The 20,472-nt window shown below is 55.1% G+C and carries 15 protein-coding genes; 7 read left to right on the top strand and 8 right to left on the bottom strand.

Translation table 11 applies throughout. The annotated features are described in order from the left end of the window. Positions 1-89: 89 nt before the first annotated feature. Both ABJK56_RS13480 and ABJK56_RS13475 read right to left on the bottom strand, forming a co-directional pair. A complete protein-coding gene (locus tag ABJK56_RS13480; RefSeq protein WP_347245189.1) occupies positions 90-1,937 on the bottom strand; it encodes a cation:proton antiporter in 1,848 nt (615 codons plus the stop codon). Between the two features lie 300 nt (positions 1,938-2,237). Further along, on the bottom strand, positions 2,238-3,686 hold the full coding sequence (locus ABJK56_RS13475; RefSeq protein WP_347245188.1) for a sulfatase: 1,449 nt from the start codon (positions 3,684-3,686) through the stop codon (positions 2,238-2,240). Between the two features lie 231 nt (positions 3,687-3,917). On the opposite strand from ABJK56_RS13475, the gene ABJK56_RS13470 reads away from it, so the two are divergent. Further along, complete coding sequence (locus ABJK56_RS13470) at positions 3,918-4,511, top strand: nucleoside triphosphate pyrophosphatase (protein WP_347245187.1); 594 nt, start codon at positions 3,918-3,920, stop codon at positions 4,509-4,511. 398 nt (positions 4,512-4,909) lie between these two features. On the opposite strand, the gene ABJK56_RS13465 is transcribed toward ABJK56_RS13470, so the two are convergent. Both ABJK56_RS13465 and ABJK56_RS13460 read right to left on the bottom strand, forming a co-directional pair. Then, the gene (locus tag ABJK56_RS13465; RefSeq protein WP_347245186.1) at positions 4,910-5,236 is read right to left on the bottom strand and encodes an HU family DNA-binding protein; all 327 of its coding nucleotides are present in this window, start codon (positions 5,234-5,236) and stop codon (positions 4,910-4,912) included. 376 nt (positions 5,237-5,612) lie between these two features. After that, positions 5,613-6,743 (bottom strand): TIGR04053 family radical SAM/SPASM domain-containing protein, encoded by a 1,131-nt coding sequence (locus ABJK56_RS13460; RefSeq protein ID WP_347245185.1) that lies wholly within the window; start codon positions 6,741-6,743, stop codon positions 5,613-5,615. Between the two features lie 677 nt (positions 6,744-7,420). Here ABJK56_RS13460 and ABJK56_RS13455 point away from each other — a divergent pair. Next, complete coding sequence (locus ABJK56_RS13455; protein WP_347245184.1) at positions 7,421-9,178, top strand: glycoside hydrolase domain-containing protein; 1,758 nt, start codon at positions 7,421-7,423, stop codon at positions 9,176-9,178. A 169-nt stretch (positions 9,179-9,347) separates the two neighbouring features. Here the strand turns inward: ABJK56_RS13455 and ABJK56_RS13450 are convergent, their stop codons facing one another. The 4 genes from ABJK56_RS13450 to ABJK56_RS13435 all read right to left on the bottom strand — a co-directional run bounded on the left by ABJK56_RS13450 (position 9,348) and on the right by ABJK56_RS13435 (position 15,532). Then, the gene (locus ABJK56_RS13450) at positions 9,348-11,591 is read right to left on the bottom strand and encodes a BatA domain-containing protein (RefSeq protein ID WP_347245183.1); all 2,244 of its coding nucleotides are present in this window, start codon (positions 11,589-11,591) and stop codon (positions 9,348-9,350) included. Next, positions 11,588-12,487, bottom strand: a complete 900-nt coding sequence (locus tag ABJK56_RS13445; protein ID WP_347245182.1) for a DUF58 domain-containing protein — start codon at positions 12,485-12,487, stop codon at positions 11,588-11,590. The genes ABJK56_RS13450 and ABJK56_RS13445 overlap by 4 nt, the downstream gene beginning before the upstream one ends. Further along, a complete protein-coding gene (locus ABJK56_RS13440; protein WP_347245181.1) occupies positions 12,484-14,730 on the bottom strand; it encodes a glutamine amidotransferase in 2,247 nt (748 codons plus the stop codon). The genes ABJK56_RS13445 and ABJK56_RS13440 overlap by 4 nt, the downstream gene beginning before the upstream one ends. A gap of 118 nt (positions 14,731-14,848) precedes the next feature. Continuing rightward, complete coding sequence (locus ABJK56_RS13435; protein ID WP_347245180.1) at positions 14,849-15,532, bottom strand: hypothetical protein; 684 nt, start codon at positions 15,530-15,532, stop codon at positions 14,849-14,851. A gap of 839 nt (positions 15,533-16,371) precedes the next feature. Here ABJK56_RS13435 and rpmF point away from each other — a divergent pair. The 5 genes from rpmF to fabF all read left to right on the top strand — a co-directional run bounded on the left by rpmF (position 16,372) and on the right by fabF (position 20,257). Continuing rightward, positions 16,372-16,596: a 50S ribosomal protein L32 gene (gene rpmF / locus ABJK56_RS13430; RefSeq protein WP_347245179.1), complete on the top strand. Its 225-nt coding sequence runs from the start codon at positions 16,372-16,374 to the stop codon at positions 16,594-16,596. Positions 16,597-16,616: 20 nt separating this feature from the next. Next, positions 16,617-17,525: an ACP S-malonyltransferase gene (gene fabD, locus ABJK56_RS13425; protein WP_347245178.1), complete on the top strand. Its 909-nt coding sequence runs from the start codon at positions 16,617-16,619 to the stop codon at positions 17,523-17,525. Positions 17,526-17,621: 96 nt separating this feature from the next. Beyond that, complete coding sequence (gene fabG / locus ABJK56_RS13420) at positions 17,622-18,395, top strand: 3-oxoacyl-[acyl-carrier-protein] reductase (RefSeq protein WP_347245177.1); 774 nt, start codon at positions 17,622-17,624, stop codon at positions 18,393-18,395. Positions 18,396-18,740: 345 nt separating this feature from the next. Next, positions 18,741-19,013: an acyl carrier protein gene (gene acpP / locus ABJK56_RS13415; RefSeq protein WP_297029850.1), complete on the top strand. Its 273-nt coding sequence runs from the start codon at positions 18,741-18,743 to the stop codon at positions 19,011-19,013. After that, positions 19,010-20,257, top strand: a complete 1,248-nt coding sequence (fabF, locus tag ABJK56_RS13410) for a beta-ketoacyl-ACP synthase II (protein WP_347245176.1) — start codon at positions 19,010-19,012, stop codon at positions 20,255-20,257. The genes acpP and fabF overlap by 4 nt, the downstream gene beginning before the upstream one ends. Positions 20,258-20,472 lie beyond the last annotated feature (215 nt).

The following is a 20,472-nucleotide window of genomic DNA, read 5'->3' as shown; positions in this document are numbered from 1 at the left end:
ATGTTTCTGCATCACCGCGTGTCTATGGGTCTTTTTGACTAATTCTATCCACGATTAGATGAGGCGGTTACCCCATCTGTTTAGCCCTGCTAGAATTTTGGGCTGGTTGAGGCGGCAGCGCCCGCCGACTGATTCGAAGGCTCGCCTTCCCCCGGGCGGACGAGGGCAATCACGGTGTCGCCGGGACGGATATCAGGCAGGGGAGCGTCTGTGATCACAACAACGGTGCCTCCGGCTCGCAGGACGAACAGTGGATAGGCTTTCTCGCCGTACATCTCTTTGTACTTCACGAAGTCGAATTCTTTAGTGATTTTTGTGCTCTTAAACCGCGCACCCTGGTAAAAAATTTCAATAATTTTGGAATAGCTCAGATCTTTTCCGAAAAGGAGTCGTCCCCTGCGATCGGGCGATACGGGGTCGCGAGACTTTTCCTTTGGCGGTAGCCAGGGGAGTTGGTAGACTTCCTGCCTGCCGAAATCTTCCGCATAAATCATGCAAGCCAGCGAATTGACTTCGTTGTTGGATGTAACGGCCAGCATCCGCCCGAGCCCCATGTAGTCGATATTCTCGCGGGTACTTTCGGAGAGGGCATCGCCATGAATGGCGGGCAGCCCGGCCAGGCGTGCAGCCGTAATATTCTGCCTGTTGGAGTCCACCAGCACGACCGGGCAACCTTCCCGTTGAAGCAATACCGCAAGTTCACGTACCCAGTGACTTGCCCCAACAAACAGGATGCCCTGGGGATTCTCCTGAATCAAATTGAGAAAGCGAGCCAGAGGCGCGGCTGACAGCCCATACACAGCGGCTGTTCCAAAAACGACCAGCAAGGTAACGGGTACAAGCTTTTCTGCCCCTTCATACTGGCCCTCGGAAAGAGCCAGTGCAGCTACCGAAGCGACTGCCATGGCTACAACGCCGCGCGGTGCCATCCCAGCCAGAAAGATTCGCTCATTGCAGCCGAGTGTTTTTCCCCAGGTGGACACGAACACGGCTACAGGCCGGATGACAAAGATGAGCAGCAATAAAAAGACAATGCTTTCCCATCCCAGTCCTCGAAGATACTCCCATCGGATTCGCGCCGCCAAAACGACGAACAAGATAGATATCAGTACAACCGTAAGCGCTTCCTTGAACTCCAGGAGTTGGCGGATGGCGAACTTATGTTGATTAGCCACCACCATCCCCATGATAGTCACTGCGAGAAGTCCGGACTCGTGACGCAGACTGTTGGCGAGGACAAACGCGACCAGCGTGAGCATGAGGGAAATTGGGTTTGTCAAAAAGTCTGGAATCCAAAATCTGGCAAAGGCTGCCACCATCACGAGACCCATGGCTATGCCTACACCGCATCCTGCGAGCACAGTCTGAAGTAGTCGGCTCCCGATTTCCCAAGCCCCTGCATTGAGGCTTTGTTGTTCGAGAGCTGCGAAAACAAGAACCGCCAGGATTGCGCCCAGGGGGTCAATGAGTATACCCTCCCACTTGAGGAGTGACGCTACTCTACCGCGCAAACGCAGATGTCGCAGGATAGGCCCGATCACAGTAGGACCAGTAACGGTTAGGATGCACGCCAGGAGCGCCGCCACCGGCCAGGTTAACCCGAGAACAAATCGCCCGGCGAGGGCAAGCAGTCCCCACGTGATGGCCACGCCAATCGTCATCAAACGACCAAAGACCCCACCAATTCCCCGCAACTCGCGGAATCGCAGGTTGAGCCCTCCGTCGAACAGAATCAATCCAACGGAGAGAGCGATAAACGGCCGAATGAGTTCACCGAAGACTTCGTCGGGGTGCAGGAACCCAAAGACCGGACCGGCGAGGGTTCCCAGACCAAGAAGCAAAACGATGGCCGGAATACGCAATCGCCACGCAAGCCATTGCCCCAATCCACCAAGTGCGACAACCGTAGTTATTTCGATGAGTGACGCGTCACCCAAGGGTCACTTCCTTTGCAACTGGCAAGGGATGGGTAGAGTCGCAACCTGACTCGTGCTTTCACGATGTATTATGCAATATTTTAGATTGGACCATTCCAATGGATGCCATCTCCCCAACGAAATCACAGAGTAAAAGTAAATTGCAGGAGTGCCCACCAAAAAGTTTTTCCGAGATTGACCTCCAAACGGGAAACGAGCAAGCCTTTTGTGCCTGCGGAAAAACCGCTCGATCCTGAGGCAGGGGCTCGATGGTCGTTTTTCAGAAACGCTACTGCGTGCGGCTTGTGCCAGCGAGGCCATTCACTTCGGCTCAAATCCCGGTCGAATTGTCCCGTCATAGTCGATAAGAGGACGAGGATTGCTTACCCGACCCAACGGACGGCAACCGGGCCCCATTCCATCGCGGCCAAGGTCCTGATCCATTTCCGCCATCAGCTTTTCCAGCCGGGCGACAATTTCGGGATACTCGGCAGCCACATTGCGGGACTCGCCGATGTCCTCTCGTAAGTTATAAAGTTCGGGCTTGCCTTTTGTGTCCGAAGCGATCCGCAACTTCCAATCGCCGTGACGAACGCCTTCCAGGACCAGTCCCCGGAAATAGAAGAAAGTCTCATGCGCCGGTTGACCATCTGCCTCACCAGTCAAATGGGGCCAGATGTTCATTCCGTCCAATTTGCGGTCTTTGGGAAGTGGAGCACCGGCCAGGTATGCGAATGTGGGCAGAACATCGAACATTCCGACGATCACGTCCGTGCTCGTTCCCGGCGGGATTTGGCCTGGCCACCAGACAATTGCCGGAACCCGAATCCCACCCTCCCACGTGCTCCCTTTGAATCCCCGCAGGGGGCGATTGACTGCTCTTTGCGTGCCGCCGTTATCACTTACGAAGAGAACGAGCGTTTTTCGATCCAAGCCAGTTTCCCGAAGTGTGTCGAGCACCTGCCCCACACTCCAGTCCACTTCCTCAACCCAGTCGGAGTAAATGCCATGTGGTGAACGCCCTGCCCAGCTCTTTCCGGGGTAAATCGGAAAATGCACGGCGTTGTGGGCAAGATACAGGAAAAAGGGTTGGTTTTGATTGTCGCGAATAAATCTCACCGCCTCCCGGGTGTACATCTCTACCAGGGCTTGTTGATCGTCAGGTAGCACACGCTTGATCACCGTGTTGTTGCGCATGAGCGGCAGGGGAGGTTGTCCTTTTTGGCCAGGGCGCGGCTTGGGAAGTGGCTGGCCAAGACTACTTTTCACGCCATCTTCTGCAGGCCCCATGTCATTGGAGTACGGAAGCCCGAAGTATTCATCGAAGCCTTGCTGGAGTGGCAGAAATTCCGGTTGATCCCCGAGATGCCACTTGCCGATCAAACATGTCCGATAACCTGCGGTTTTAAGGATTTCCGCAAGAGTTACCTCCTCCGGAGCCAAACCTACAGGGTCGGCTGGAAATAGCACATGAGGAATAGGCAGAGCACGCTTCGCGTAGCTTCCTGTCATCAAAGCGGCACGGGATGGAGAACACACCGGTGCTGCGTAAAACGAAGTAAGTTTACGACCCTCGGCGGCCATTCGGTCAAGATTCGGGGTGCGATTAATTTCCGAGCCGAACGGTCCGATATCCGCGTAACCCAAGTCGTCGATATTGATAACAACAAGGTTTGGCCGTTCCGGGCGCTCTTGTGCGGCCGAGGCACCGAGCAACGAATTAGCGACGAACGTTAAGCAACCCGCCCACAGCAGGACACGTCGGTACATCAACAAGCCTCCCATCAATGTCTACGTTCGGATCCCCAAAATTGTCCATGCTCATTCTGGCGCAGGATTTCGTTTTGGGCAACCCAGTCTGCCGCCGTACCTCCATAGCAAAGCAGGGGTTCTCCACCAAGTATAATGACCGGATAGACGCATTGGGAACGCACTCGCCTGACGCTGAGCAGTGCAATTTGGAAAATTCCTGGCTGAGTACGAAAGGGCTCACGATACTCTATGGCTGGTCGCCATTGCCGAGAACTTGTACTGGCAAGTCAATCTCCACGGAGGAGGGAACTTCTCGAGCAATTACGTATTCCCTTCCGCGTTGTCCCGCCTGACGACTCCGCTGAATGTGGTATCTGCAGCGGAGAGAATCCGGCTCAATTTGCAGCGAGGATGGCATTTCAAAAGGCCCGGAATGTTGCTGAGAAAGTGGGCCGCGGTTTGATTCTCGCCTGCGATACCGTGGTCGAATGTCGCGGGCAACTTGTCGGCAAACCTCGGGACGTGGACCATGCTCGGGAGATTTTACGTCTGTTGCGGGGCAACGAGCATCGTGTCTTCACGGGAGTGTGTCTCTGGGATTACCCCGATCGTTCTCCCGATATCCGCGTTGCCTGTACCCGCCTGGTGATGGATTTCATCCCGGATGACGCGATTCAAGAATATCTGGATACCGGCCTGTGGGAGGGCAAAGCAGGGGCCTTCGGCTATCAGGACCGGCTAGGATGGCTGAAAATCCTTGAAGGAAGTGAAAGCAATGTAGTAGGACTGCCGATCGAACTTCTACAAGAAATGCTCGCGTCACTGGAACGGAAAGAGGTATAAAAATCGCCGGCGAAGGCAGACAAGTCATGGGACCTATCCATCGCGAATGGCTCACCGGCGATCGGCTAAAGTGGAAGCAGTGTGTGTAAGAAAAGAAAAACGTAGCAGGGGCAGAAAACGTCACCCTGCCACGTGGATGCAGCCCATAGCGAAGCGATCGCGCCGTTAGCGGCGCTGATTTTTCTGACTTGGCAAAGTCGGCAACTAGCACCTCATGCGGCTAACCACGAAATAACCCGCATCTCTGGCGGTGAACGCTACTGCCGGAAACGTCTCGAAACTTCCGGCGAGCGGTGAGGTGAAAAAGCCATTCGGCCGCCTGTCGAAAGGCGACAAATCTTCCCGCTGCCGATACTCGGTAAAAGCTTCCGAAGCTGACCGAGCAGGCAAAACTCGAATCAGACCATCTCTTTGAGTTGTTTCAATGCCCGAATACGAACCACGTTCCGGGCCGGCTTCGCGGGGATCGTGATGATCTCGTCCGGCTTACCAGGCTTAGGCATTTGGCGAGCAGGGGTTGGCTTCGTTTTCGCTCTCTTGATCTTCAGCAACCCTGGGAGGACGAACGCTCCAGGTCCACGAGGGCTCAAGGCTTTTTTCACTTCCTCCGTCAGGGCGCTCAATACCGCCTCCACGTCCCCTTTTTTGAGGCCGGTCGCCTCTGCCAGGGCCTTCACGAGCTGTGTTTTGGTAAGGGGCTTCTTCGCTGCGGTGTCCTTTGCCATACGCCACGTACCTCCTAAACCATGTGACACACAATGCAAACCACGTCCGTCCTACGCCCCGCAACTGCGGGCTCCAGCCACGTTTGTCATGATTAGACCGAATTTTTCCGGGATTTCAAGATGGGAGCCCGGGAAAATCCGCAAAAAAACGGCTTTTCAGGGGCAACGTCTGATCGTCTTGTCCAAAAGCATCGGCTAACTTTCTCTGGTTTTACAGTTTTTCGGCATTTTTTCCCGAAAAAGCCTGCCCGGTCGCGGATAACATCGAGCGCAGACGGAGGAGACGCCTCGCCCCAGGGGTTTGCTCTCCGGGCGGCCCATTCCCGGGCCGAACTTAACGGCCGAAAACCGCTGGTGGTCAGGTACTAGAGTCCGTTCAGTGAGGCTGGAAAGGAACGTCCGTTTCGGAGAAAAACACGCAGTCCGGCTCAGGAGCCAGATAGTCTCCTGTGACTGCATAAGATCGAGCACGGCTGCCGCCACAGACGTAGCGGTATCGACAAACACCACACTTTCCCCCCAACAGATTCGGATTTCGGAGAGCGAGAAAGACCTCGTGCTCCTGATATGTCTTGACGATCGAGTCTTTGGGGAACCGGCCACACTGGATGGGCAGGAAACCGGCCGGGTAAATCTCACCCGTATGCCCCACAAACATGATTCCTTTCCCATCACCGACACCTAGCGTGAGCCGTTTGGCCAGTTGAACCGCCTTCGGAGAAACCTTCTCCTCCGGCAGGCGTCGCAGCTCTTCCAGCACGAATCGGCGGTAATGGGGTGCCTCCGTGGTCTTGATTGCGTACGGCCGAGTTTGAGCCTGTTCCCACAGTATTTTGAACACCTGTTCGTATTCCTCTGGTGCAATCCGCTGTTCAAACACGCCACGGCCGACGGGAACCAAGAAGAACACCGACCACATATGGATTCCCTGGTCATTCAGCAGTTCGGCCATCGCCTCCACCTGCTTCACATTCCGCCGGGTAATCGTGGTGTTGACTTGGAGATAGAAGCCCAGCTCTCGGCCAATCGCCAGAATCTCCATCGTGCGGTCGAAACTACCCTGCCAGCCGCGAAAGGCATCGTGCGTTACCGCGTCGGCGCCATCCAGGCTCACCCCAAGCGCCGTGGCTCCCGCATCTTTTGCTCGTTTGAGAGCACTGGCGGTGGCCAGCGGAGTCGCCGACGGTGTCAATGCGACATTGAGACCGCATTCTTTGGCATAGGCAATCAGGTCGAAAATGTCGGCACGCTTGAGCGGGTCACCGCCGGTGAAGACGATGTTCGGTTTTTTAGGAAATAGTGAGGCTTCCTGGATGAGTGCCCGCGCTTCCTCGGGAGAAAGTTCCTCAGGATGCGCCGACGGCTGTGCCGACGCTCGACAGTGCTTGCACACCAGGTCGCACGCCTGGGTGACTTCATAGTAGAGCATGAGCGGACTGTGCTGGATATCCTTCCAAGAATAGTCTGAAAATCGCTTTGTAAACTGGGGAGCCGTGTTTTGGGCCATTGCGCAACTTCCCGACGGAGAAAGTAAAAGAGATTTGTCCGTTCGGATGGTTCCTTTAAGGAATTCTAGCTAACGCCGTCAAACCGAAAAGTCAATTTTCAAGCAGACTTCCGTGTCGCAACGCGGAGCGAAACCGAACAGACCGGGCCTTTTTCTCTGCCAGCTTCACAGACGTGAGCAGTCCGGCCGCCAAAAGGGATCCACATTTTCTCCTTGAGTCATCCCCTTTTTCTCTGCCGCGAGGAAGGAATATGGACCTCGCCGACGTGCACGTAGGATTGGACCTCAGCCTGGGGAGACCTGCTTGGAACATCCGCATTTTGACGTTGGGGAGTCCGTCTCCCTGTCCGAGTTCCGTCTAGTTAGCATAGTTCCTGCGAAACCGTAGGGCCAATTCATGAATTGCCCCGACAACACTTTACATTAGGCCTTTGGCCTCTCACCTGTTCTTGCAAAAATGGGATGGCTCAGCCTTCTTCCCAGTACCTTTGCCACTTCCTTTCCGAGATAATAGGGGCCGGCCGGAAACGTCACACGCCACGGCATATTTTGAGAAGCCAACAATCTTTTGGGCACGAATGGCATTGGTGGGTAATACTGTGAAGCAATCGCGCCGCAGTTGAAAAGAACGGTGCCGAGGAGCTTCGCTGGGTAGCTATCTCTCGGGGAGGTATGCCATGCACACACGCCGTGTTTGTTCCTTCGTCGTCAACCGCTGGCCAACCTGCATGTTGATCTTGAGCAGCTTGGTGTGGATTGGGATGTGGAAACCCGTCGTGGCAGAAGTGACCGTTTGGGTGGAAACAGCGACGCGACGCTTCTGCCGTGAGGACATGCCCCCTCGGCCTGCTATGCAGGCGATTGAGGTAGCAGCGGCCAGAAACGAATGGGTTGGTTTCCAGATTTTCTTTCGGAGTTCCCAGCCAGTTCCGCAGATCCAGATCGATACCACTGCTTTAAAAGGACCGCAAAACGCCACGATTAGCCCGTCTAATTTCCGAGTTTATCGCGAGCATCAAATTCATATTGTTCACGGGACATATCGAAATGAGGCCTTTCGTCCGGGCTGGTATCCCGATCCACTTATTCCAACTCGGAATCCCATAACGGAGGTTTCCCTTCACGGGAAGTACCAGGCTTTGCCATTCGATTTACCGGCTGAAGAAACCCACGGATTCTACATAGACATTTTTGTTCCTCCTGAAACGCCGCCTGGGAAATACGCGGGGAGAATCACGGTGCGGGGAAATGCAGTCAGCGCATCGGAAATTCCTGTGACGCTGGAAGTCTGGGACTTCACTCTTCCCAGTACACCGTCCCTGGTCACAGCATTCGGCTCGCCGTCGCAGCGGATGCGTTCGTACTACGTTAAACGTGCGACATCAGGGAAGGAGTCACCCCCTGAAAATTGGGAAGAGGTGGACAAGCAATGCGCTGCTCTAGTCAGTGAACATCGGATCAATGCCTACCCACCATCGGACTGGTTGGTCCTGCGGCGGGACGACTCAGGCTACACGTTACCTCAGGAGAGTATCGCGAAGCTCCGCAGCTGGATCGATCGTTATCACGTCAACGCGATTCAGATCCCCTCGCCGGTGGGGAGAGTAACAGATCCTGGGCAGTCGCCTGACGACCTGCATGCGTGGCTGGCAGCATGGGACAAAGCCATTGCAGAGATCGCACGTCCTCACGTGATCTTCTACATCTATCTGAAAGACGAACCCAACGATCCGGAGGCGTACGAGTTTGTCCGTCACTGGGGCAAATCAATTCGAGCAGCACAAACGAAAGTGAAGGTCCTTGTCGTAGAACAGACCGTGACTCAGAACCCGGCATGGGGCGACCTCTATGGTGCTGTCGATATCTGGTGCTCCCTCTTTCCGCTCTACGATGAACCCACCGCGAAACAGCGGCAGGCACTCGGTGAGATCATGTGGGCGTACACGGCCCTGTGTCAGGGAAAGAGAATATCGCCCTGGTGGCATATCGACTATCCACTCCTCCACTATCGCGTGCCGTCCTGGATTTCATGGCGATTCGGAATCACAGGACTGCTTTACTGGGGTGGAATGAGTTACTGGGACCAGGTGGAGGACCCCTGGACGGACGCTAACACGTACCGGCCGGGCCCGGCCGATCGACCGTTGACGTTCAATGGGGAAGGAACGCTTGTCTATCCCGCCAGACCATGCGGCTATGAGGGTATTGTACCCTCCTTGCGGCTGAAGGCGCTGCGGGACTCTATCGAGGATTATGAGTATTTGGAGATGCTGCGCCGCGGCGACCGGGCCGATGATGCTCAACGTCTCGTTTTGTCCCTTACTCCTAGTTGGTTCGAGTGGTCGGATAACCCAGAAGATTATGAAGAAGCCCGTCGCAAACTGGCGGAATTGATTCTCACATTGCCGCCGGAAATCCGGAATGCCGCCAAGTGATGCCGCCTTGGGCGAGTGCCCTTTACTCGAGACTTGAGTAAAACCGCGCGTGTGAACTGGTGCTAATCCGGACGTTCTCCGCCTGCGTGGCTGGCAAAGGGTTGAACCCTCGACGGCCGTTGCGATTTGGTTTTTCGCGATTAGAGGTTTCCTCGAAGACCTGGTCGTTTCAGCCGAGTTGCGGGGCGAGGCGTCGCGTCGGCCTGTAGCTCTCCAGCGGTCGCGGACGTTTTTCTTCATCCCGGGGACTGAACCAATTGGAAATAAAGGTCTCAAACACGAGGCCGAGCAATACGAGAGTCAAGAAAAATTCGGCCAAACTCTTTCCGTGTCGCAGAAAATCGAATGTTTGGGATAGATCCTCAGGATTTTCAGCAAAAACCAGGGGAAATCCGGAAAATGCTTCTTCAATGGTAGTATTTTCGATCTTTGTGGGATCAGTTTCATCGGGATCCACATTGACGGCAAAGACTTTCTGTACCGGTCGAACAGAAGCGAGAAGCCGGAATTGATAGACGCCAACTTGATGAGTATCCGTGTACCGAAATTCTTTACTTTGCGGCTCGACATTAAATCGCATGAGCGAGCCGCTTGGCGGTGTAACTTCGATCACTCCCGGAGGGATTTGCCCCAAAAACGGTATGACCAGCGGCTGTCCAGCGAGACCGGCGGACTGCGTGGCCTCCCCACCCGCCAGATAGAACGCAAGTCTTGCCATGAGCGGAGCAAAAATCGGTCTGAGTGGGAAATTCGTCCATTCCACGTGCACGCTTGTTCCGAGAAATAGTACTATTCCTTGGCCCACCTGTTTTTCAACCAGCAGCGGGTCCCCATCTCCGTCCAGCCGGAGTAACACTCGTGCACCGTCCGTTTCGTCGGCTTTGAGCCTGACATATTTATAGACAAGGATTGACTGATAGAGTGCGGGGGGCTCGGCAAATCCGCTGATGGCTGGATGCTGAACGTCGAGCCAGTTCACGCGCCAGCTATCTCGGCCTTCTTCAATCTCAGCCGATCTTACGGAGTCTAATGGGACTGGGAGTAGACCGCCTTTGGCCATCTCATTCATGCCATTGTACGTCGTGGGATCTACTTCCTCGCCAGCGACCCACACGAGGCGACCGCCATTTTGCACGAATGTCGCCAACTTTTCAACAACTGGTGCTTCAAGAGAGTGCAAATTGACCAAGTAAATGATCCGATACTTTGAAAGAGGTTCCGTCGTGAGTTCGTTTGACGTGAGTAGGCTCGTTTTAATAGCCCAGTTTTGACCTTCGATGGGCTCAAGCGCTTTTTCCAAATAGAAGGAATCGTTGAGATAGGCGATCTCTCGGCGTTCATTGATAACGACGGCGACGGGAATGGCAGCTTCAATCTCGATTGTGAAAAAGCGCCGGTCATCGAAGCGTGCTCCGTCCTCTCCAACAAGTCGCACCTCACCCTGGTGAATGCCTCCGCGATCCAAAGTGAAAACGACTTCGGCCGGGACGGCACCCTCCGGCGGAATTGTCAATTCGGGCGTTGTCCCCACTTTAATACCATCCACGTAGACTTCGGCAACCCGGTGCCGCGGGACGGATGACGCGTTGAACAGCTCTAGCACGACCTTCATGGGCACGCCGGCCACGGGGAGGACCGATTGAACAGTCGCCTTTCGGACCGCCACGTTGGGACGCGGGGTCCGCTGGCAGTCCACGACGACAATCGGGATATCGCGCAAGCGACGATCCTCCCTGCCGTTCTCGGGGGGTGTAGTGTCTCTGCTCGCCGGACTACGATTTTCTTCCAATCCCTCCCATGCCACACTTTGATTATCCGTGATAACGAACAGATAACGCTGGGGAGCCTGGGATTGGGCGAGCTGCTCACGAGCCTGGATTATCAGGGGCATGAGCGACCCCCGCTCGAACGTTGGCCCTTGCTGCGCGATTTGGGCCAAGAGCTGACGCACCTTATCATGCTGCCGATCGAATTTGCCAAGTTCAGGGTAAGACTGCCCGCAGGTCGCCCACAATGCAACTTCATCGCCTGCCTGAAGTTCCCCCAATATTTGGTTGGCTGCTGCAACGGCCAGTTCAAATCGCGGTCGTCCTTCGTCGATCCACCCCATGCTCGCTGAATTATCCAGGACAATGGCCACGGCCGCCTCAGAACCGCCGAAAAGCGATCGGACTTTACTGAGCGTGGGACGGGCCAGTCCAATTGCGATGAGAATGAGGACTGCCATCCGCAGTAGCATGAGGAAAATATCTCTGATCTGGCGCCGTCGCCGCGTCTTTTGTACACTGACTTTTAAAAAGCGCAGGGTGCTGAAAGGCAGTTGCTTGGCACGCTGCCGATTGATCATATGCAGGATTGGCGGAATAATCGCCGCCAAGGCCGCTAATAAGAACGCCGCCGCACCGAAGGTCATAGTTGGTTCCGCTTGGTCAAATATCGAGAGAGCATAAAATCATATGGAATCGAAGTATCCGTCATAACATACTCGACTGCGCTTTCCAAACACGCCTGCCGATATCGACTTATGAACTCTGCAAGAAGTTTTTGATATTCCTCACGCACATAAAGAGGGTCAACCTGCAGACGTTCGTCGGTCTCCAGATCCTGGAAAAGTACCAGGTCGTCAAATGGAAAGTCGATTTCTGCCTTGTCAAAGACGTGGAAAAGGATCACCTCATGCTTGCGATGACGAAAATGATGAAGCGCGCGGATGACCTTGTCTTCATCATCATAAAGATCACTGATTAATATAATGAGACAACGTCTTTTAAACCGGTTTGCCAGCTTGTGAAGCACCTCGGCGAGGCCGGTCTTTTTACCGGGCGTCAGGTTTTCCAACTGGTACATCATCTCATTAAAATGCTGAGGCGAACTCCTTGCCGGCATGTCCAGACGAATATCTTCATCAAATACGGTCAGCCCCACGGAATCCTGCTGTCGGACCATCATGTAGGAGAGAATCGCCGTGAGATAACAGCCATATTCGAGTTTGGTTATTTGCGCGTCGTGCCGATAATTCATTGAGCCGCTTGCGTCAAGCAGTATCTGGACGCGCATATTGGTTTCTTCTTCGTACTGCTTGACATACAGACGCTCCGTTCTGGCAAACATCCTGTAATCGAGATGTCTGGGATCGTCACCCGGCACGTATTCGCGATGTTCCGCAAATTCTACGCTGAAGCCTTTATATGGGCTCGCGTGGAGCCCACTGATGAAACCTTCCACCACTCCCCGTGCCACTAGCTGCAGGTTTTTGACCCTCGCCAGTGCAGACGGTTCCACATATCGGTAGGCGATCTGCGGGCTCATCGGAGTTGGAACCTCCTGCGGAGAATCCATTCCACGGTAAGGATGGCAACGAATATCGCCCAGAATAGAGGTGGCCAGAATAAAGGTTGCTCTACATAAACATTCTTTTTTCGCTGCTCTTTATTGAGCTGATCGACAAGATAGTCAGCGGCCGATATATGGGCATACCGACCTGCCGTATCGCTGGCGATGGCTGCCAGAGTTTTTTCATCGAGGTCGAGTTTTTCAAACTCCAGATACGGTCGGCCTACTTCTACGACGATGTTTTCTGCTGTGAGCTTTTGGTCACCCAGTTCGGCTTCGACTTCTATCTCCACAGGTCCACTGAAGCGGGGTTCGTAGGAAGCGCTGTAATGCCCTCCCGGCCCCGGGCGGCTAACCAGAGTCACTTTATCGGACGCCCCCGACTTGGCACGGATCGTCGCCACAACCTTGGCTTTATCGGTGCCTTCTCCTCTTTCATCACGGACAATGGCGTTGATCTGAATCACTTCGTCCGGCTCGTAAGAAGCTTTGTCCGTACTGGCGACAAGGGAAGCCCGCGACTCCACCTGTTCAAATCGGCCGGCCGCCCAACGGATAAGCTGACCCCAGAATTGCAGAAATGGTGACTCCTGATCCAGAACGCGTGGCACCTGCTGCCATTTTCGGGTAGTGTCTCCTGTAAAGACAACAGACCTTCCCTTGTCAACGGGCATCACCGCCAGAACTGGCATGCGCTCCGGAGTGACCGGGCACACCGCCAGCACTGTGGCGCCCGGCCTGGCGTTCCCCACCCGGGTGCATCCGTCCAACGGCGGGAGGGAGGAATCCTCTGGAGCTTTTGACGAAGAAGGGAAAAACCTCGCTATGTTGGCTAGAATGGGATGTTGACGGCCGTCGGGCGTCAGCTCCGGCAGAAACGGGTCTGTCACCTGTCCCATGTCACGTCCACCAACTTCCACGGGCAGGATTTCACCGATAGGGACGCTCCCATAACCGCCTGGGCCGAGGCTGTGATAGCCACCAAGCATAATCAATCCCGCACCCTCCCGCACCCGCTTGACGATTGCCTGTTGCTGCTCTGGGGACAGGTAGCTGCTGTCCAGATCGCCGATCAAAAAGACGTCAAACTGGTTGACAGTGTTTTCGTCGGAAGGAATTTCGGAGAGATTCAGTCCTTCGATATTCGTGCGCTTGACAAACACATTTTTGCGAACCTGTACCATCGCATAAAACTCAATATTCGGGTCTTTAGATAAAAACCGATCCACAATGGCCCCATACTCCGCGCGGAGAGTTCCTTCCAGATAGAGGACACGAATCTGCGCTTCGATGACAAGGGCCGACGCCGATCGTTGGTTATTCTCAGCGATTTTTTCCTCACTGACAGGCGGGATTTTAACTGTATAAGTGTGTCGCCCCTTCACGGTGGGACGGTATTCGAAGATCACTTCCTGAGCTCCTGGTTGATCATCGAGGACGAGTTCCTTCTCTTCGATCAGTTTGTCGTCTTCGTAGAAACCAACCTTGACCACACGTCCGAGCAGTCCCACCGCTTCAACGGAGGCTCGGATCCGAGCCAGATTATTGAGCATCAGCCGCTCTGGGCAATCAAGTCCGACAATCTGAATGTCTCTATATGAGGCACTGTCCCGCAAACTCGCGCCTACTCCAATCGCATAGACGGGGATCCTCAACCGGGACGAGACTTCCTGAGGTTTACGGGCTGAATTGTGTATTCCGTCTGAGAGGAGAAAGATAGCTTCTATTTCGTTGCGTGGAGCGGCCCTCGCCGCCGCCACCAACGCACGAGATAATGATGTGGCCTCGCCATCTGGGGAAAGCTGGCCCAACTGGGCCACAGTCAATATTTCACCTGCTCGTTCGGCAAAAGGGATCACAACAAGCTGAAAGTTATCACGCAGTTTTTCTGCCCATTGCACGATTTTTTCCCGAGCCTGGATGAACCGGGGTACGCCGCTGACATCGTCACTGATTTTCATTGAAGCCGATCTGTCGAGCAAAAACACGAGGACTGGTTTGCGCGTCTCCTCCCGGTAAAAATGGACAACCGGCCTGAAGAGCAATAGGATGACGATGGTAATCGCGATAAGCCTGAGAATAACCAGAGTTTGCCATCGCCCCCTTTTCAAATCGCCAAATTTGCGCCAGTAAAAAAAGATGACGAGACCCGCCGCCACAATGAGCACCAGGCCCATTGTGTAGAAACTTGCACCGTTGGCAAGGGAGATATCAATCACTCGTTAAGACCAACTCTTCTCAATGTTCCGAATATCGTTTCGAGATTGCCTTTGCGGCTGCGTCAGGACGCTCGTTGCTACCGATGAAATCATGAAATCGAGTGGGATACTCTGCCGACTACCGCCCCCTGGTCCTAGCCCCCGACAGCCCTTTGCCTCCGGTTTTTTTCATGCCCTCTTGGTAGGCCTCTTCACCCAGTCGAATGGCTTTGACGTAGACAAGTGATTTCAAGTCCTGGCCTACCGATCCTCTGTGTGTCTTGTAAAGGATATACCGCATGGGCTCCGCTTCAGGCCGATAGTCTCCCGTCTTTGCCGCCGCTCCCGGATCCGGTTCAAGGTAAATCACTTCGGAGAGCGGCCCTTCGATGGTTCTCCCATCGGTCAGGGTCACGCGATGCACATATTCGCGCAGGGGATACGTCCGACCGGTGTATTCCTTGACATCGGATGTGGTCTCTTTGAACCGCCATTCCTTTTCCATCTTTTCGCTGACTACGAGACAGTCAATCTGTCTCACCCGATTGAGAGGAATCTCGCGTTGCCGCTGTAACTGCGAGTCGTAAATCTTTAGCCGCTTGTCGCGAGTCATGTAGATTTTGCCCACGATGATCTCGCCGTTGGAGAGCTCGATATAACCGGGGATCGCATCTTCGCGCTCTGTCACTCTCGGGCCAAACGGGTTGATGGCAGGGGGTTCCTCGGCTACAAATGGTGTTTCCAGCGCAGCGCAAACGACCACAATTGCCGAGAAAGCCAACAGTCGCTTGGCAAACCTGGGGCGCTTCATGTGGTTCGCCATCACCACACCTCGTTAATCGCTGTTTCATTAATCACCGTTGGCTCGGGACCACGGCTGAATCCGCAAACAACCGGGTAAAGTTTCAACACATTCGCTTGGTAGGTTTTTGACGGCACAGCGTATCTATTGACCTATTACCTTATTGTGTCCAAAAAAGCGGACACCCGCTAGCGCCCGAATGCTGCATGGACGAGCCCATCGCCAGGTCGCCTGCCCCCTCTCCCTTTTTCCAATAACCTTTCACAGATCACGGGCACAATCTCTTGTAAGGGTAATCCATGAATCGCCCCCACCCTTTAACCCACAACTAAACCGAGTAGTTGGAGGCCGGTCGGTGAGATGGACCACCCAAACGTTGGAAGGTGACTTAACAAGCAGGTCTTTCCGAAAAATCGTTCAAAGGGGCACGCTTGTCGTGCCCGCGAAAACACGGTGCGGACGCCAAGGTTGGCAAGCAGACGTGTGAAGCACGTGCCTGCGGGTTGAATTTCCCTTTTACGCGAACCCCTGCAATCGTTCCCATGCCCATCGCCAGAAAAGAAGTAGGAATGAGTCACTTGCTCCCCCACGTTGACGTCGCTATAGGAATGCCGTAACATACGAATTTCACGCGCTGACAGTCCAGCCGCGTGCAGGTGGCGATGCGAGGGGAACCCTCACTGGGCGACGCCTGACGAATGCCGGATCCAGGAGATCAACGGTCACCAGTTTCGGCCGGTATGTTTCCCCTCGGTTGTACGGTACCTCATAAAGGCAAATAAATTTCTCGACTCCGCTGGTCACCTGGGTGTTGCCTGCGGGTTGGAAAAGGGTTTCTTTTTGAAGACTGGAACGTCGAGATGGCTGTCCCAAAAAGACGACAGAGTAACGCACGTACAGGATCGCGACGAGCGCACGATCATTTGATCGTCCCGCCGCCCACTTATTGCCCTCAGTGCAATGCTCCAGTTCCGTCGCACGTGATGTGCCCGCGGTGCGGGTATTACATGGGACGGACGCTGACAGACATGGACGAACTCGAACGGCTGAAAAAACAGCGAGAGGCGCGTAAAGGCAAGTCCTGACGAAGTCGAGTGAGGCGACCTTGAGCAGAATTGCATTTTTGTTTCCAGGTCAGGGCGCGCAATTCGTAGGGATGGGTCGACGGTTGTATGAAACCCTCCCGGCAGCGAGGCAACTTTACGATCGTGCAAGCCAAATCCTTGGCTACGACCTTGCCAAGCTCTGTTTCGAAGGGCCCGCTGAGGATCTCGACTCGACGGTCGTCAGCCAGCCGGCCATATTCGTCACGAGCTTGGCGGCTCTGGAATCGTTGCGTGCTGAGTCGCCTGAGATCGCGCTCTCGTGCGAAGCGACAGCTGGCTTGAGCCTCGGAGAATATACAGCCCTGGTGTTCGCCGGGGTCATTGATTTTGAGGATGGTGTGTGGCTTGTGCAGAAGCGTGGGGAGGCCATGCAAGAGGCGTCCGACGCGACTCCCGGCGGCATGGTGAGTATTCTGGGGCTGGAAAGATCCGAGGTGGAGCGACTTTGTCAGGTGGCGCGGCAAGGTGAAGTTTTGCAGATCGCCAATTTGCTGTGTCCGGGTAACATTGTCGTTTCCGGAATGTTGAAGGCATGCGAGCGGGCGGCGGAACTGGCACCCCAATTCGGGGCCATTAAGGCGGTGCCGCTCGCAGTGGCGGGGGCGTTCCATACCCCTATCATGCGGCCGGCGGATGAACGTCTCGCCGATGCACTCGAGCGAATCACCCTCCGTCGGCCGAGAATACCGGTGATTTCCAACGTCGACGCACGCCCGCACGACGATCCCGACGAGATTCGGGCATTGCTTATTCGCCAGGTAGTTCAGCCCGTGCTGTGGGAGGACTCCATGCGCTACCTTCTCGCCGAGGGATTTGATACTTTCTACGAGGTGGGGCCGGGGCGAGTCCTCCGCGGGCTTTTGCGCCGAATTGACCGAAATGCCACATGCCAAAATGTTGAAGTGTAGGCGGCTCGGGCATCCGGCGCAGCAGTGAAGAGGTCATTGGCTACCGGTGCAGAAGCACCGCGATTGTCATCAAGCCAACTGGCATGGGAATAAGGTATGAGCGACGTTCAAACGCGAAGGATTCAAGTCGATTTGTCGGGAAAGGTGGCATGTGTCACAGGTGCGGGGCGCGGCATCGGCAGAGCCATTGCCGTTACCCTGGGGCATGCTGGCGCGAACGTCGCTTGTGTCGATGTGAATCTTGAAGCGGCGCAGGAGACTGCCGATACGATTCGCAGTTTGGGAAAGAGCCAGGCTGAAGCGTTCGTCTGTGACGTAACTGACAGCAACCAGGTTAACGCCACAGTTGAGGAAATTGTGCAGAAATTCGGGGGGCTCCACATTCTGGTCAACAACGCAGGGATTACGCGTGATGGTTTATTGCTCCGCATGAAAGACGAACAATGGGACGCCGTCATCGCGGTCAACTTGCGAGGTACGTTCTTATTCACTCGGGCGGCGGCTCGGTATCTCATTCGGGCGGGTGGTGCACGAGTCATCAATATCGCCAGTATTTCTGGATTGATGGGCAATCCCGGTCAGGCCAACTACTCGGCGTCGAAGGCAGGAGTCATCGGTTTTACAAGGACAGTGGCGAAAGAGTTAGCATCTCGACAGGTCACTGTGAACGCTATCGCACCAGGGTTCATCGCTACGGAGATGGCGCGCGCGCTTGGGGATCAAGCTCTAGAAGAGATCAAGAAGCGGACCCCGCTCGGGAGGCTCGGCGATCCCCAGGACGTGGCGGATCTCGCGTTGTTTCTGGCCAGCGATTCGGCGGCGTTTATCACGGGGACCGTCATTCGTGTGGACGGGGGATTGGCGGAATAGTCCGGGGGAGTGATGGGCGGGAACGCAAAAAACCTGTTCTCGCGGTCGGGGAGCTGCCGGATTTCGGCGGCTGTTAAAAAGCAGGACAGGATAAGGGGGTCGACGTACATATAAGGCGAGAGTTGGTCCCATCTGCCAAAGGATGGGGAAAGATTGTCCGAGTTCTTCTGATACGTCGGCGTAGTCGATATGGACATCGCTGAGGGAAATCGGTAACGTAATAGGATTGCGTAGCCCAGGTAAAGCGTCAGTTTTGGTGGGTGCGTCCGTGTAGCGGTGTGTAGGACACTGCTGCCGAAAGCGCTCTTAACGAGAGAATTCGCGTAACAGAGGAGGATGACCGCCGTGGCCTCGATTGAAGAACGTGTCATCAATATTGTGGCTGAAAGTTTGGCGACCGATAAAGAGAAAATCACCCGATCGTCCCATTTCGTCAACGATCTGGGCGCTGATTCGCTGGATTTGGCAGAGCTCGTCATGGCTTTGGAAGACGAGTTTGATATCTCCATTCCCGAAGAGGTCGCTTCGGAGATCCAGACTGTCGGCCAGGCCATCGACCACATTAAGGCGGCGGTGGAAGGAGAAGGCAGCACGGCAACTGCGGACGAGAATGCATGAAGAGACGGGTCGTCATAACGGGAATGGGTGTTGTTACCCCACTGAGCTGCCAGGTGGACGACCTGTTTGATCGGCTCTGTCGGGGTGAAAGCGGCATTCGGTTGATCCGGGGGTTCGACACGTCCATCTTTCGCGTCAAATTTGGCGGAGAAATTCAGGACTGGAATCCCGTCGGATACCTTGACCCGAAAGAGGCGAAGAGGATCGACCGATTTGCCCAGTACGCGCTTGTGGCGGCAACGGATGCCGTTCGTCAAGCTGGGATCGATTTTTCTCGCGAAGACCCCTACCGCTGTGCGGCGATCATCGGTTCCGGGGTTGGAGGGCTTGGAGAGATTGAAATGCAGCACCGCCGGCTCCTTGAAAAGGGGCCGGAGCGTGTGTCGGCATTCACGATCCCAAAAATGATGCTGAATGCGGCAAGCGGTTGCGTGTCGATCCAGTTTGGCATCAAAGGGCCGAGCTACGGTGTCGTCACCGCCTGCGCGAGCGCGTCCAGCGCGGTGGTAGAAGCCGCTAAGGAGATCCAGGACGGACGTGTTGACGTTGCTATCACGGGAGGCACGGAGGCAGCTGTGACCCCGCTGGGAATTGCCGGCTTTAGCGCTATGAAGGCCCTTTCTGAACGCAACGATGCCCCCGAGAAAGCCAGTCGCCCGTTCGATCGTGATCGGGACGGGTTTGTGCTGAGTGAGGGAGCAGGCATCGTCGTTCTGGAGGAGCTTGAGCATGCCCGCAAACGAGGAGCTCCGATTTTGGCCGAGCTCCTGGGCTATGGGGTGAGCTCCGATGCCGGCCATATCACCCAGCCGGATGATAACGGAACTGGGGCAGCCCGCGCGATGGCCGATGCCCTCAAAAATGCAGGTCTGAATCCGGAGGACATCGGCTACATCAACGCCCATGGAACAAGTACGCCACTGGGCGACCGCGCAGAAACGGTGGCGATCAAAGCTGTGTTTGGCGATTATGCCAAACGCGTCAGCGTGTCGAGCACCAAGAGCCAGCTAGGGCATTTGCTGGGCGCCAGCGGTGGTGTAGAGTTGGTCATTTCTGTTCTAGCCGTCTGTCGTGGCGTCATCCCTCCCACGATCAACTACGAAACGCCGGATCCGGAGTGCGATTTGGACTACACACCCAACGTTGCTCGGGAACGAAAGATTAGCGCGGCAATGTCCAACAGCTTTGGGTTCGGCGGCCACAATGTGTCGCTCATCGTTGGAACGCTGCGGAACGGTAACTAGACTGGCGTCAAGGGCTCGTGATTGGCCGAGGTTAGACCAGAGTTCAGACAACGGACACCAGGGGCACGAAATGAACGAGGCCGGTGATGATCACCGGCCTCATTTCACTTTAGACCCAAACTAGTCGTGAGCAGCCTTACGGAGTGGGACTGACGAAATCAATAAGGCGTATGCCTTCGCGCGAGAGTGGAGAGAAAAAGCCAAGAAAGCATACA

The sequence above is a fragment of the Thermogutta sp. genome, from assembly GCF_039793925.1.
Lineage (GTDB): Bacteria > Planctomycetota > Planctomycetia > Pirellulales > Thermoguttaceae > Thermogutta.
This window is presented reverse-complemented; position numbering and strand designations above follow the sequence as displayed.

Excerpts from the sequence above, each read along its gene's own strand:
- ABJK56_RS13475 (WP_347245188.1), bottom strand. The coding sequence starts at position 3,686 with ATGTACCGACGTGTCCTGCTGTGGGCGGGTTGCTTAACGTTCGTCGCT.
- ABJK56_RS13470 (WP_347245187.1), top strand. The coding sequence starts at position 3,918 with ATGGCTGGTCGCCATTGCCGAGAACTTGTACTGGCAAGTCAATCTCCA.
- ABJK56_RS13465 (WP_347245186.1), bottom strand. The coding sequence starts at position 5,236 with ATGGCAAAGGACACCGCAGCGAAGAAGCCCCTTACCAAAACACAGCTC.
- ABJK56_RS13460 (WP_347245185.1), bottom strand. The coding sequence starts at position 6,743 with ATGGCCCAAAACACGGCTCCCCAGTTTACAAAGCGATTTTCAGACTAT.
- ABJK56_RS13455 (WP_347245184.1), top strand. The coding sequence starts at position 7,421 with ATGCACACACGCCGTGTTTGTTCCTTCGTCGTCAACCGCTGGCCAACC.
- ABJK56_RS13450 (WP_347245183.1), bottom strand. The coding sequence starts at position 11,591 with ATGACCTTCGGTGCGGCGGCGTTCTTATTAGCGGCCTTGGCGGCGATT.
- ABJK56_RS13445 (WP_347245182.1), bottom strand. The coding sequence starts at position 12,487 with ATGAGCCCGCAGATCGCCTACCGATATGTGGAACCGTCTGCACTGGCG.
- ABJK56_RS13435 (WP_347245180.1), bottom strand. The coding sequence starts at position 15,532 with ATGGCGAACCACATGAAGCGCCCCAGGTTTGCCAAGCGACTGTTGGCT.
- rpmF (WP_347245179.1), top strand. The coding sequence starts at position 16,372 with ATGGCTGTCCCAAAAAGACGACAGAGTAACGCACGTACAGGATCGCGA.
- fabG (WP_347245177.1), top strand. The coding sequence starts at position 17,622 with ATGAGCGACGTTCAAACGCGAAGGATTCAAGTCGATTTGTCGGGAAAG.
- fabF (WP_347245176.1), top strand. The coding sequence starts at position 19,010 with ATGAAGAGACGGGTCGTCATAACGGGAATGGGTGTTGTTACCCCACTG.